Genomic DNA, 13,894 nt, shown 5'->3' with positions numbered 1-13,894 from the left:
TAACTGTTAAAATCGCAAGATTATATCCAAAAGAGGTAAATATTATGTTTAAACGATTTAGAAGATTAAGATTAAATGAGACTTTGAGAAACTTAGTTCAAGAGACTCACATAAGCAAAGATGATTTTATATATCCACTGTTTGTAAGAGAAGGAAAAGGTATTAAAACTGAAATTTCTTCAATGCCAGGTGTATTTCAAATGAGTATTGATGAGATTTTAAAAGAGTGTGAGTATTTGCAAAAAATAGGTTTGAATTCTATTATTCTTTTTGCAATTCCAGAGATTAAAGACTCTGTTGGAAGTGAGTGTTTATGCGATGAGAGTATAATTGCACGAACAATAAGAGCTATAAAACAAAATTTTCCAAATATGTTTGTAGTTACAGATTTATGTTTTTGTGAATATACAGACCACGGACATTGTGGAATACTAGACCCAAAAACACAAAGCGTTCACAATGACAAAACTCTTGAAATATCAGCCCAACAAGCACTTGTGCACGCGAAAGCTGGTGCAGATATGATAGCTCCAAGTGGAATGATGGATGGAATTATTAAGACACTTAGAACTGCTTTAGATGAAAATGGTTTTAAAGATTTACCAATCATGGCATACTCAACAAAATTTGCAAGTGGTTATTATGGACCATTTAGAGATGTAGCTGAATCAACTCCATCTTTTGGGGATAGAAGAACATATCAAATGAATGTTGCAAATAGACTTGAAGCAATAAATGAATCACTTGAAGATGAAAAAGAAGGTGCTGATATTTTAATGGTAAAACCAGCTTTAGCATTTTTGGATATTGTAAGAGATATAAGAAATGAGACAAAACTTCCACTTTGTGTTTATAATGTAAGTGGTGAATATGCAATGTTAAAACACGCTGGACTTGCAGGATTGATTGATTATGAAAGAGTTATGATGGAAACTATGATAGCATTTAAAAGAGCTGGAGCTAATATAATTATCTCATATCATGCAAAAGAGGTTTGTGAGATTTTGAATAGGAAATAATATAATTTTTATATAGAGTGTAGCTTATAAGTTACAGTCTATATATGCTTGATTTGAATATACAATTTTATGCATATTTTTGTTTTAGGTTTTTTATAATATCTTCATGAGTTTTAGCCAAAATTCCAGAATCTAAACCTTTTTGAATCTCTTTTTCTAAAAATGACCAATCTTCAACTTCACTATTTTCTACTATTCTAACTTCATCTTTTGGAAGATTATTTAAAAAATAAAAAACTTTTTCAAAAACACTATCTGCAATTTGTAATTTTATAGTTTTCATAAATTACTCCTTTAAAATTTGAAGATTATACACTATTTTAATATCTATTTCAATTTTTATATTTATATAACTATTGATATACTTCCAAAATGAACAACTACCAAAAAGCGATAGAAAACTCAAATATTGTCTCAAAAACAGATATAAATGGAATTATAACTTTTGTAAATGATGAGTTTTGTAAACTTTTTGGTTTTACAAAAGATGAGCTTATTGGTAAAAATCACAATATTGTAAGGCATCCAGATACACCAAAAGAGAATTTCCAAGCTCTTTGGGAGACAATTTTAGATAAAAAAGTATATAAAGCTACAGTTAAAAATCTATCAAAAGATAAAAAAGATATCTATTTAAATACAACTATTGTTCCTATTTTAGATGAAAAAGAGGAAAATATTGTAGAGTTTGTAGCTATAAGATATGATATTACAAATGAGGTTATGCTTCAAAAAGAGCTTGAAGAGAGACAAAAAATTCTTTTTTTGCAATCAAGAATGGCAAGTTTAGGGCAAATGTTGGCAAATATTGCTCACCAATGGAGACAACCTCTAACGCAACTAAATCTAAGTCTATATAATCTAAAAAAAGCTTTTGAAAATCAAAACAAAAAAGAGTTTGAAGATTTTTATAACAACTCAAAAAACCTAATCTTGGGTATGTCAAATACTATTGAAGATTTTACAAACTTCTTTTCTCCACAAAAACAAAAAGAGATTTTTTTATTAAATATCTCTATAAATGAGGCTTTGAAGATTCTAAATAAAATTTTTGAAGATGAGAAAATAGATATCAAATTTGATATTACAAAAGATTTAGAGATTTTTGGAGTAAAAAATGAGCTAACGCAAGTTTTACTAAATATACTTTCAAATGCAAAAGATGCTTTTGTACAAAATGGTGTTAAAAATAGAGAGTTGTCTATAAAAACATATAAAAAAGATGATTTTATATATCTTGAAATAGTTGATAATGCTCTTGGAATAAAAGATGATATAAAAGATAAAATATATGAGCCATATTTTACTACAAAGCACCAAAGCAGCGGAACTGGTCTTGGATTATTTATATCTAAAATTATTATAGAAAATAGTTTCAAAGGTGAAATTTCTCACACAAATACCCAAAATGGTTCAAAATTTGAACTAAAATTTCCAACAAAGTTTGAAGTATGAAAAATCTAAAAGTTTTGATTGTGGAAGATGAGATAGATTTGGCAAATTTAATAAAATCTTCAATTAAAGAGCTCTTTTTTAAAGTTGTAATTGCAAAAGATGGCTTAGAGGCTATAAAAAAGTTTGATAGCTTCAAGCCTGATATTATAATAAGTGATATTATGATGCCAAACTTAAATGGCTTAGAGATGAGTAAAAAGATAAAAGAGCAAAATAGTGAAACTCCTATTGTGATTTTAAGTGCTCATAGTCACAAAGAGATGCTTTTGGAAGCTATTAATTTGGGAATTTCAAAATATTTTATAAAACCTTTTGATATTGAAGAGTTTATTGAGTATTTAAAAGAGTTATCAAAAAAGATAAATAAAAACAAATCTATAAAATTGAAAGATGATTTTATCTTTGATTTCAACAATTTATCTTTGTATCAAAATGGTATTTTGGTAAATCTTACAAAAAGAGAGCGACAGTTTTTGGCTCTTTTGATTGAAAATAAAAACTCTTATGTGACTACTCTTGATATCAAAAAAACTCTTTGGGAAAATGAGATTGTAAGTGATGAGAGGCTTAGAACTTTTATCAAAAGATTAAGAGCCAAAACCTCAAAAGAGCTTATAGAAAATGTCTCTTCTTGTGGATATATGGTGTTATTTTAATATTCATATATTCTTCACTATTTGCCATACCCTCTTGGATTTTTACTTTGCCAATTCCAGCTAGATTTACACATATCATCTAAAGTATGTTTTGCTTCCCAATTTAAAATCTCTTTTGCTTTTTTTGGATTTGAGTAGCAAATTGCAATATCCCCTGCTCTTCTAGGAACTAATTTATAAGGTATTTTTTGTCCACTTGCTTTTTCAAAAGCTTTTATCATATCTAAAACACTATATCCAGTTCCTGTTCCAATATTGATTTTTGAGTTTTCAAAACTATAATTACTACTATTTAGATACTCTATAGCTTTTACATGAGCGTTTGCCAAATCAACAACATGGATATAATCTCGCACACCTGTACCATCTTTTGTTTCATAATCACTTCCAAAAACACTTAAACTTTCAAGTTTTCCAACAGCAACTTGAGAGATATATGGCATAAGATTATTTGGAATACCGTTTGGATTTTCCCCTATAAGTCCACTTTCATCTGCACCAACTGGATTAAAATATCTTAAAATAGCAATTTTAAAGCTATTGTCACTTATATATAAATCCTCTAATATTCTTTCAATCATATATTTACTAGTTCCATATGGATTTGTAGTAGCTCCAATAGGAAAGCTCTCATCTATTGGACAGCTTTTTGGATTTCCATATACTGTTGCTGAACTTGAAAAGACTATTTTTTTGCAAGAAAACTCACGCATCACTTCTAAAAGTTTAATAGTCCCTACAACATTGTTATCATAATACTTCAAAGGTTTTGCAACACTCTCTCCTACAGCTTTGAGTCCAGCAAAGTGAATAACAGAATCTATGCTATATTTTTTAAAAACTTTTCTCAAAGCTTTTTTATCTCTTATATCACCTTTTACAAATTTAACTTTTGAGCCAATTATTTTTTTTACTCTTTTTAGAGCCTCTTTTGATGAGTTTGAAAAATTGTCATAAACTACAAAATCAAAGTTTGCTTTTTTTAACTCAATTAATGTATGAGTTGCAATATAACCTGCTCCACCTGTGATAAGTATCATTTTGTTTTCCTTTTTTATAATTTCTTAATTTTATATTTTTTCAAATCTATTACAAAGTATTTGTAAAATCTTTTCTTGTGTTTTAAAACTAGAGATAGTTGTCAGTTTTTTTACCAATCTTTCTTTAGAAATAGTTCTTATTTGTTGGCATAAGAGAATTGATGGTTTTTCTAATTCATATTCTAAAAAAAGTTCATTTGGATATATTTTTCTTCCATTTTTTAATGAAGTTATTGGAATAATAGTTAAAATATCTAAAATATTTTCATATTCATTTGATATTATTAAAACTGGTCTTGTACCTTGCTGTTCTCTTCCTATAGTCGGATTTAAATTTGCTAGATAAATATCATATTGTTTCATCTATTTTTCTTCAAAATCAACATATTTAAAATCATTTTCTATATCTTTCATATCCTGAAGATATAGTTTATCTTTAGAAGCTTCTATCATAGCTTTTTTATACTGCTCTTTTTTGTTTTTCTCTATTAATAACTCTAAAGAACTAGATACTAATTCAGAAAAAGAACTATATTTTTCTGTAATTTTAGAAGATATTAACCTATTATATAAATTATCATTTATTGTTACTGTTTTTCTTAACATTTTAGGCTCCTGTATTATTATAATTCATATATTTTATCATACTGAAGTAAGAATAAAATTAAATTTTACAAACCTTTTTTACCTAAAACCACCAAAATAGTTTTCAAAATAATTTTAATATCCAACCAATAATGTATGAGTTGCAATATAACCTGCTCCACCTGTGATAAGTATCATTTTTTTCCTTTTTTATATTATTTAGTCAAGATTTTTAAACTCTTCTTTGTCTGTCTCTTTAGTCATACTTTCTTTCAGTTTTTCATATATTTTATTATTTTCTCTTTTTCCTACACTTAAAACTAATATAACTATTTGTTCTTCTTTTACTTCATATGCTAGTCTAAAACCAGAGTTTCTTAGCTTTATTTTATATATATTTTTATATCCGCTTAATTTATTTTTTACTATTCTTGGATTATGTACAATTTTTTCTAATTTTTTCTTAAATTGTTGCTTAATAGCTGAATCAAGACTATTCCACTCTTTATATGAAATTGGAGTAAATTTTATTTTATAAATCATTTAAAGAGACCTCTATTAGCTCATCTTCTTTATAGTTTAATCTCTCTTCTAGCTCTTTTATTAAATAGTAATCATCTATAATATCCATCATCTTTTCATATAAAGAACTTGGTACTAGATATGCACTAGTTATATTGTGATTTAAAATTGCTACTGCTTCATCTCCTGCATCTTTTAGTAGTTGTGAAGGTGATTTTTTAAGTTCTGTTATACTTGCTGTATATTTTGACAAGATTGGTTGCATTTAAGACTCCTTTTAAAATATCAAATATTGTACTATATTTAATACTTTATAGTCAAACCCTATCGATTTTATAATCCTTTTTTACCTAAAACCACCAAAATAGTTTTAAAAATAATTTTAATATCCAACCAAAGGCTATAGTGTTTTATATAGTACAAATCATACATTAGTTTTTGTTTTGCATCTTCAACACCAGCTCCATATGGATACATAACTTGAGCCCAACCTGTAATTCCAGGGCGAACTAGATGTCGTTCATTGTAGTATGGAATCTCTTTTTCAAACTGTTCTATCCAAAATTTTCTCTCAGGTCTAGGTCCAATTAGGTGCATATCTCCTTTTAATACATTTAGCATTTGAGGAAGTTCATCTATTCTTGTTTTTCTCATAATCTCACCCCAAGGAAAAACTCTAGGGTCGTTTTCGCATGCAAATTGTGCACCACAAACTTCTGCATCTAGCCTCATACTTCTATATTTGATACACTTAAACTCTTTGTTGTTTATTCCAACTCTTTCTTGCTTGAACATACTAGTTCCTGGGGATTCTTTTTTGATTCTTCTTCTTGAATAAAACATAATAGGAAAAGTAAGAGCATACAAACAAAAAATTCCTAAAAAATCCATAACTCTTTTCATAGAGTACTCAAAAATATTAAAAGGCTTGATATTTTGAAGGTAGTTTAAATCTGTGTGATCTTCTGGGATATAGCATTTGTATAGATATTTTTCCATAAATTGCTCTATAGTGATGAGTTTGATATTTCTTTCAAATTGTAGGTTTGTAAGGTATTTTATAACTTCATTTGGTACAGTGTATCTTGTGTTTAGCACAATGATTTTAACTTTTGTTTTATCTAGCAAACATTTCAGCTCTTCAAGAACTTCAAAAGGGTCTCGCTCTGAGTATTTGATAATAAACTGATTTTTAAACTTTTTATTAAGTCTTACTTTTTCAAACTGCGTGAACTTGTATTTTCTACCTAAAACTATCATCTTCTCTTCCCTATAAAATAAAGCTAGATTTTAGCTAAGAGTTGCTAAAAATAATCAATCTAAAACACCAATAAATCTAGCTATTTTTGGAAATTTAGTTCTTAAAACTCCTCTTATTGCATAATGTGAAAAATAGTAACTAGCTTTTATTAAATTTAGTTTTTCAACATCTCTATATAATTTCCAAGTAAATTGTGCAGCACTTTTTTTATTTGCAGATATAGAATCATCTCTTACTGTATAAAAAGCAAATGATTCATTAATGCCGTATGCAAAATCTATTTTTTTTAGTATTTTTAACCACAATCCAAAATCTTGTCTTTTTTGAATCAAAGGCATATAAACTTTACCTAATTTTTCTGTATCATAAACTGCGGTTAAACAACCAATCACACAAGTTTTTAAAAGTTGATTATAAGAAACTTTTGAAGGAACTCCAATTTTACCAAAAACTTTACCATGCTCATCTACTTTTTCATAAGCCGTATATGTAAATGCATAATCATTTCTTTGCATAAACTCTATTTGTTTTTCTAGTTTTTTATCTTTCCAAATATCATCTGCATCCAAAAATGCTATATATCTCCCTTTTGCTTCTTCAATAGCTCTATTTCTTGCTATTGCTGCACCACCATTTTGTTCCAGCTTTATAAGTTTTATACGACTATCTTTTTGTATATAACTCTCTATGATTTCATTTGAATTATCAGAACTTACATCATCAACAATTATCATCTCCCAGTTTTTGTAAGTTTGAGATAAAACTGATTCTATTGTTTTTGATATAAACTTTGATGAATTGTATGATGGGGTTATTATTGAGACTAGATTATTTTGCATTTGTTTCCTTATACTCTTTTATACCTTGCAGCATTAGCTTATAAAATCCTAATAAAGAATTATTTGACATTTTATATTTTTTAATTGCAAATAAAAAAGAAATGAAATATCCACTCAATCCAAATATTCTAAAAAACATAGCACCTTTTGCTTCTAAAAGTTTTGGATTGTTTTTAAACATTCCTCCTGAACTTTCTTTTGGATGAATAACTATTGGCAAAGGAATATATAATATTTTTAACCCTTTTTTTAATGCATCACTTAAAAGAATAGCTTCTTCTCCTGTAGGATAATTTGTACCAAGTCCAAAATCTTCATCAAACTTAATACAATTTTTTTTGATTTTATCTACCCTAAAAGCTATCTCTACTGAAGATACTCTCATTATTGTTTTTTGATTATGGTAAAAAGATTTATCTTTATAATTATCTTTGAAAAATTCTCCATCAGGAGTTTTCACTTGAAAAGTAATAATATCAGCATCAGGATTTTCTTTAAAAGCTTTTAAAATTATATATTCCAAATCATCAACATACTCAACATCATCATCGCTAATAAGTGCTATATCAGATGTACAGTGTTCTAAAGCTCTATTTCTGCTTTTAGATAAACCTTTTTCCATTACAGAAATAAGGTTGTCTTGTTGATAATCACTTGTTTGTTTATTTACTAATTGATTTATAATCAAATGATTAAAAGGAAGAGCTAGCTTCCTATTTAAAAATTTATCATCCATTGTTGATATTAGTGTCTTAAACATTATTTATTAATTCCTTACTATATTTTTTATTTTATAAAGTTCATATGACACAAAAGCCATAAATACAAAAATCATCTCATTTATATAAAGGGATAAACTATTTAATAAAATTAACATTGATAAAAAAGTGAAAAATAAATACTTATTGTTCTTATTTGACTGAATTTTAACTACTGCAATAAATAAAGTAACAAAAAACAATATATAAATTAAAAATCCAACTATACCTAGCTCAACTAAAGCCTCTAAAAAAGTATTATGCATATAATTTCCTCTATCAAAATAAATTTTATTGTATTCAAGAAAATTATACCAACCAATACCAAAAACTGGATGTTCTTGAAATAAAATCAATGCATTTGACCAAATTTCAAATCTTCCACTACCACTATCTAAATTATTAATTCTCTTTTCTAAAATATTTAAAATAAATTCATTTGTGCTTATTAAACTAAAGATATAGAAGAAAAAGAGAATCATAAATATTGAAATAAATATACTTTTTATAGAAATCTTATATTTTTTTATTATAAAAAACTTTATAAATTTATAAAAATAGTATAAAAATAGAGGAATAGCTATTGAAATTAATCCTGCTGTTGATATCGTTAAAACTATTAATAAAGAAATTGAAAAAAGTAACAAATATACTAATATACTCTTATTATCTAAAAAATATAAATAATAAAAAAGTATTAAAGAACTAAAAACAAATATGTTTGGATCAAAATTTAAACCTATTAATCTAGGCATAGCTCTTTCAACATATATACCCCAAACTCTAATATGTTCAAATTCTATAAAATTGCCTCCTATTTTGATAAATCCTAAAAGATATAAAATAAGAGAAATAGATATAAAAATAAATGCAGTAGGTATCATTATCTTATGAATAGAAATATTTTTGAATAAAATATATTCAATTAGAAAAAATTTAATTATAAAATAACAAAATAAAAGTATCAAAGAACCCAATATCATACGAAATCCACTAAGAATATCGTATGAAAAAATAACAGTAATACTTGCATAAGCTATAAAAAATATAAAAATATAATCATAATTATTCAAATAAAATCTAAATTTCTTAAGATTAAGAATAAATATCAAAAAAGAAGTAACCATAAATAATTTTAATGCAAACCCAACTTCAATGTTAACTCTAGGATAAAAAAAAGTCGATAAATATAAAACTGTGAAAAATATATAATATCTTTCGGGTTTAATTATTTCTTTCCCTCTTTCCCAAGCTCCAACTTGGGAATGCATACTCAAACCTATCATCAGCACATCCTCTCTATCTCTAAAAATCCATTTATATCTTCATAATCTCTAGCACTACTGTATCTCAATATTTTGCTTCATCTACTCTTTTGCTGTAAAACTCTTAAACTTTCTAATCGTTTGAGCTATATTATCACTACTTACTACTAAATGCAGATGAGTCGGTTCGTATATTTTATATCTACTTCTACACATTAGTTACCTTTTTTGTTGCTTACTGTATGTGTTACCAAGCTAGAGCTTGAACGAGAAAAAAACAATTTTATTTTTCCTATTTTATTATTTATCAAATTTTTTATTTAAATTCTTTTTTAATAAAAGAATAAAAGATAATATATTTTTATGCTGATAAAACAACTTTAAAATTATTTTAAAATTTAGACTATCAACATTATATGAAAATGTATGAGTTTGTAAAAGTGTCTTCTGTTTATTATTTAATTTATATTTATTAGATAAATATTGAAAAGTACTGAAAACTTTATTTGATTTTTGAATAGTAATTCTCTCATGTGGATGACTTACATCCATTACATAAGATGGTACTTTGATTTTTATAGCTTTTTGATTATTTTTTAAAAGTCGATACCAACAATCCAAATCTTGCCACATAGGTAAATTTTCATCAAATAGATTATTTCGTAGTTCTTCTGTTGTTGTAAAAACTTGATTTCCTATAAAATTTCCTATTAATAAATCAAATTGCCTGATTTTTATAAATTTTTTTGAAATTTTCATTTTATTTATATCATAACTATCTGTATTTTTTACATAGTTAGAACTAAACAAACAAACAACATCTGAATTTTCTTTAACATGTTTTTGCCAGTAATTTACAAAATTTTCTATTCTACTAGGCAAAAAATAATCATCATCATCAAGTCCTGTGATAAATTCACCTTTAGCTTCTTTAATCGCTTTATTTCTTGATACACATGCTCCACTATTAGTTTCATTTTGAAAATATCTTACTCTATTATCTTTTCTAATTAGTTCTTCTAAATACTCTATTGTATCATCTGGCGAACAATCATCTACTATTATTACTTCAATATTTTTATAAGTTTGATTTAATACTGAATTTACAGCTCTTGATAATAATTCTTTTCTGTTGTATGTGGGGATGTATATTGTTACTAACGGATTATTCATTTATCTTAATGCCTTGTTTTTTTATTCATTTTAAAGTCAAAAAGTATACAAAAACATCACTTTCAAACTTCTTTTGCTACAGTCTTTCTTATTTGTTCTACTACATAAGCATAATAATATGCCAGAGATATAAATGTTTCATAGTAAAGTGGGTTTTGTATGTTATTTTGTACTATTTTATCTGCATTATTTAAAGTCGCTAAAAGACATTCTAAGTTTTGATATGAAGCACTTCAAAAAGTTCAAAATGATACGCTAAGAAACTACATCCAAATGAGAGCAAAAACCTATAAATCTTTTGCTCAGAAGTGTATCTTTGTATTGTGATATTTTTTCTAGGAGTGTTATTGAGTCGGTTATAATCTTTGTTACTATAGAGTACCTCTAACTCTGTAAGAAACTTCACACTCACTAATCTCTACTTCAGGATGATAAGTTTTTATAAGATTTTCAATCAAATCTCTATGGATTGCAGTAGTCCTATTTCCAATATAAATCTTTTTTAGATCTATCTTTATAAACTCTTTATCAAAAACTACTTTTCTTCTTCTATAATACTATTTATAATTTTTGTATTATTATCTGTTTGTAAATAAAATCCTTCCATAGAATCATTTAGTTTTTTAAAAGGAGCTGCAAAAAGTCTATTGTTTATAATCATATCTACAAATTGATCAAATTTTTTTAGTGAGGTGTATTTGTAGAGTAGTTTGTCATTCATTTACAGCACCTCGACCCCATACAACTCAATAAACCTATCCATATACTCTATCCCATTTATATCAAACAAAATAGTCTCGCATCCAAACTCTACACCTTCATAAAGTGCTGTTGAAAATACCCCTATTTGTAAAGAACTTGTAGCAAATAATTCATACAAAGGAGTTTCATTTTTGATTATCTCTACATTCCTATATTTACTTAAACTTACTAAAGCTGGATAAGTCTGCCATCTATCAAACTCACCAGGATGAAGTTTGTATTTTATTTGATAATTTTTAAATCTTTCATAATGCATAAGTAACTTTTCTGCAATATCATTTCCGATAGCTCCTTGAGAAAGGACTACTAGCTGATTTTCTTTTTTTTCAAAATGGGTGAATTTTAATTTTTGTTTTTCCATATATCTAAAACTATCAGATACGACAAATTCATCTGAAATAGGAAGTTTAATCATCTCTTTCCAAAAATCATTCCATACATACAATTTATCTGGAAAATAATCTAAAGACTCTTTTCTATCTGGAAAACTATAACCTAAATGATACTTACTAAATGTACCATGTTGCAGTTCTACTACTTCTATGTCATTGTCTTTTGCAGCTCTTATGATTGGGGCTTGTCCGTATGATACTACAGTATAAAATACTTTTGGTTTTACTTTTTGAAATATCTTATTATATATTTTATAATTTGCTTTATATGTTTTGATATTTTTCATTGCAAAGGATGTGAGATCAATATTTGTTTCACATACAGTATTTATATCGTTTTCTACTTTTTTAAGTAGTTTTATTTGATCATCTGATATCTTAACTTTTAAAAACTGTTTATATATTCTTTGAGCTAAAGCTATCCAGTCTGTATAGTGTGCGAAGTTTTGTTTCTCTTTTTGATGCCCACCTAGATGAGCACTTTCAAACTCTACTAAACTATCCTCTTTTTCTAATAATTCATCGATAAAATATTTTGTATATATATCTATAAGTTCACCATCAACATTTACAACTCTAGGATGTGAAAATACTATTATATCTTTTTGTTTTAAAGTAAAATAGTTATTTTTCAAACTATTTTTAAAGTAACTAAAAACATTTTTTATTTTATCTTTTTTATTCATACTTCCATGAGGTTGAGAAAGCACACCACTAGCTTCTGCTAGTTTATAATAAAACTGCATTCTTGTATATTGCCAAACTTTCACTCCATCTACTTCAAAATCTAATAGATGATATTTTTCTTCAAGATACCAGATAAATTCGCATAACTCTTTTATTGTTTTTGGTTTATTCACTTACTTTTCTCCTTACAAACCATGGCATATAATAATTTTTTTGTTGATACCAAAATACAAGTAAAGCACTTATAGCAAAAGCTCCTGCTGTTGCGTATGCTGCTCCTATTGCTCCATAGGCATCTATCAAGATATAATTTAACAGTAGATTTATTAGTGCAGCGGTTACAGTACTAACAGCCAAAAATCCTGTACGGCTTATATGTACTAAATATGGGAAAAAGATTTGATACACTCCTCGTATAGCATATCCAAAAGCCACCCAAAATATAAACTCACTTGCACCATAAAACTTCTCATCTACAAAATAAGGCAATATAAATTCTGCAACCAAAGAGATAGCAAAAGCCAGTATAAATAATCCAACGATAAAGATATAGCTAAACTTCACTATCTTTTGTTTTTTTTCATCTGTTGGATTTGCTAGTGATTTATAAAACCAAGGGCTCCAAGCTTTTATAAAAGCATCTGTAAAAAGCATAACTATCATCCCAAAAGAATAGCCCACAGCATACAATCCAACTGCTTCTAAGCCTATCATTCTTTCTATAAAAAGTCTATCACTCATAGCTATGATTAATCCACCCAAAACATGAGGGATAAGAGGAATAGAAATATGTAGAATAGATTTTATCTTCTCTTTATCAAACACAAAAGAGATATAGTTTCTTTTATACATATAAATAAAACCAATAATACAAAAAACTAAACTTCCTACAGTCACACCTACTATTTGAGAATACCAACTATAGTTAAATACCACAAGGAAATATACCGTTATACCTACTGTTAAAACAGTTAATGAAACTTCAAATATCCCATACATATAAGCTCTTTGTTCATTCCTTAAAATCGTAGTGTTTAGATTATTTACCATTTGCATAAAAGCAATAAAAGGAATAAATAAGAATAGCCATGTTGGAATAGAAAAAATTTCATCAAATAAACCCCAAATACCTATTGATACAAAGAAATATATAAGTGTAGTAGAGATAAGTATAAATATTATATTTCCAATTATCTTTGATAATTCTTCTCTTTTTACTTTATAATAGTTTTTTGCAATATTTGTATGTAATGCCATTCCTACAAATGCACCATACAAAGATATAAAAATAAGATATATAGATAATAGTCCATATTCTTCTGGAGATAAGTATTTAGTTAAGATTGGTAACATTAGAAAAGGAACTGCTTTACTAAGTATGCTACTACCAAGATAAATAGTAGAGTTTTTTACTATTTGCATATTTCCTCTAATCTCTTTAGGGAATCGCAATTAAATTCCCCCCCCCATAAATTAACAT

The 13,894-nt window shown here is 26.7% G+C and carries 17 protein-coding genes; 3 read left to right on the top strand and 14 right to left on the bottom strand.

What is annotated here, in order from left to right; genetic code table 11:
* Positions 1-44: 44 nt before the first annotated feature.
* Positions 45-1,019, top strand: a complete 975-nt coding sequence (hemB, locus tag CRU94_RS04610; RefSeq protein WP_129105819.1) for a porphobilinogen synthase — start codon at positions 45-47, stop codon at positions 1,017-1,019.
* 67 nt (positions 1,020-1,086) lie between these two features.
* Here hemB and CRU94_RS04605 read toward each other — a convergent pair whose 3' ends face one another.
* On the bottom strand, positions 1,087-1,302 hold the full coding sequence (locus CRU94_RS04605) for a hypothetical protein (RefSeq protein ID WP_129105640.1): 216 nt from the start codon (positions 1,300-1,302) through the stop codon (positions 1,087-1,089).
* Positions 1,303-1,391: 89 nt separating this feature from the next.
* Here CRU94_RS04605 and CRU94_RS04600 point away from each other — a divergent pair, with 89 nt between their 5' ends.
* On the top strand, positions 1,392-2,474 hold the full coding sequence (locus CRU94_RS04600; RefSeq protein ID WP_129105639.1) for a PAS domain-containing sensor histidine kinase: 1,083 nt from the start codon (positions 1,392-1,394) through the stop codon (positions 2,472-2,474).
* Entirely contained in the window at positions 2,471-3,130 is a 660-nt protein-coding gene (locus CRU94_RS04595; protein ID WP_129105638.1) for a response regulator transcription factor, read from the top strand. The genes CRU94_RS04600 and CRU94_RS04595 overlap by 4 nt, the downstream gene beginning before the upstream one ends.
* Before the next feature lie 17 nt (positions 3,131-3,147).
* On the opposite strand, the gene galE is transcribed toward CRU94_RS04595, so the two are convergent.
* The 13 genes from galE to CRU94_RS04530 form a co-directional block, all read right to left on the bottom strand.
* Positions 3,148-4,170 carry a UDP-glucose 4-epimerase GalE gene (galE, locus tag CRU94_RS04590; protein ID WP_129105637.1) on the bottom strand — a complete coding sequence of 341 codons (1,023 nt, stop codon included), beginning with the start codon at positions 4,168-4,170 and terminating at the stop codon, positions 3,148-3,150.
* Between the two features lie 30 nt (positions 4,171-4,200).
* Entirely contained in the window at positions 4,201-4,533 is a 333-nt protein-coding gene (locus CRU94_RS04585; protein WP_129105636.1) for a type II toxin-antitoxin system PemK/MazF family toxin, read from the bottom strand.
* Positions 4,534-4,776, bottom strand: coding sequence for a hypothetical protein (locus CRU94_RS04580; protein ID WP_129105635.1), 243 nt, complete (start codon positions 4,774-4,776; stop codon positions 4,534-4,536).
* Positions 4,777-4,974: 198 nt separating this feature from the next.
* Positions 4,975-5,298 carry a type II toxin-antitoxin system RelE family toxin gene (locus tag CRU94_RS04575; protein ID WP_129105634.1) on the bottom strand — a complete coding sequence of 108 codons (324 nt, stop codon included), beginning with the start codon at positions 5,296-5,298 and terminating at the stop codon, positions 4,975-4,977.
* Complete coding sequence (locus CRU94_RS04570) at positions 5,288-5,542, bottom strand: type II toxin-antitoxin system Phd/YefM family antitoxin (RefSeq protein ID WP_129105633.1); 255 nt, start codon at positions 5,540-5,542, stop codon at positions 5,288-5,290. Before CRU94_RS04570 ends, CRU94_RS04575 begins: the two co-directional genes overlap by 11 nt.
* A gap of 68 nt (positions 5,543-5,610) precedes the next feature.
* Positions 5,611-6,537, bottom strand: a complete 927-nt coding sequence (locus tag CRU94_RS04565; RefSeq protein WP_129105632.1) for a sugar transferase — start codon at positions 6,535-6,537, stop codon at positions 5,611-5,613.
* A 54-nt stretch (positions 6,538-6,591) separates the two neighbouring features.
* Positions 6,592-7,377, bottom strand: a complete 786-nt coding sequence (locus CRU94_RS04560; RefSeq protein ID WP_129105631.1) for a glycosyltransferase family 2 protein — start codon at positions 7,375-7,377, stop codon at positions 6,592-6,594.
* The gene (locus tag CRU94_RS04555) at positions 7,367-8,137 is read right to left on the bottom strand and encodes a glycosyltransferase (protein ID WP_129105630.1); all 771 of its coding nucleotides are present in this window, start codon (positions 8,135-8,137) and stop codon (positions 7,367-7,369) included. The genes CRU94_RS04560 and CRU94_RS04555 overlap by 11 nt, the downstream gene beginning before the upstream one ends.
* A gap of 6 nt (positions 8,138-8,143) precedes the next feature.
* Entirely contained in the window at positions 8,144-9,208 is a 1,065-nt protein-coding gene (locus CRU94_RS04550; RefSeq protein WP_164966564.1) for an O-antigen ligase family protein, read from the bottom strand.
* 492 nt (positions 9,209-9,700) lie between these two features.
* Entirely contained in the window at positions 9,701-10,573 is an 873-nt protein-coding gene (locus tag CRU94_RS04545) for a glycosyltransferase (protein WP_129105628.1), read from the bottom strand.
* Positions 10,574-11,108: 535 nt separating this feature from the next.
* The gene (locus CRU94_RS04540; protein ID WP_129105627.1) at positions 11,109-11,294 is read right to left on the bottom strand and encodes a hypothetical protein; all 186 of its coding nucleotides are present in this window, start codon (positions 11,292-11,294) and stop codon (positions 11,109-11,111) included.
* Complete coding sequence (locus tag CRU94_RS04535) at positions 11,295-12,587, bottom strand: hypothetical protein (RefSeq protein ID WP_129105626.1); 1,293 nt, start codon at positions 12,585-12,587, stop codon at positions 11,295-11,297.
* On the bottom strand, positions 12,580-13,836 hold the full coding sequence (locus CRU94_RS04530; RefSeq protein ID WP_129105625.1) for a lipopolysaccharide biosynthesis protein: 1,257 nt from the start codon (positions 13,834-13,836) through the stop codon (positions 12,580-12,582). The genes CRU94_RS04535 and CRU94_RS04530 overlap by 8 nt, the downstream gene beginning before the upstream one ends.
* Positions 13,837-13,894 lie beyond the last annotated feature (58 nt).

Source organism: Arcobacter sp. AHV-9/2010, assembly GCF_004116575.1.
Lineage (GTDB): Bacteria > Campylobacterota > Campylobacteria > Campylobacterales > Arcobacteraceae > Aliarcobacter > Aliarcobacter skirrowii.
Note: the sequence above shows the minus strand (reverse complement) of the source record. Positions and strands in the feature narration are given on the sequence as shown.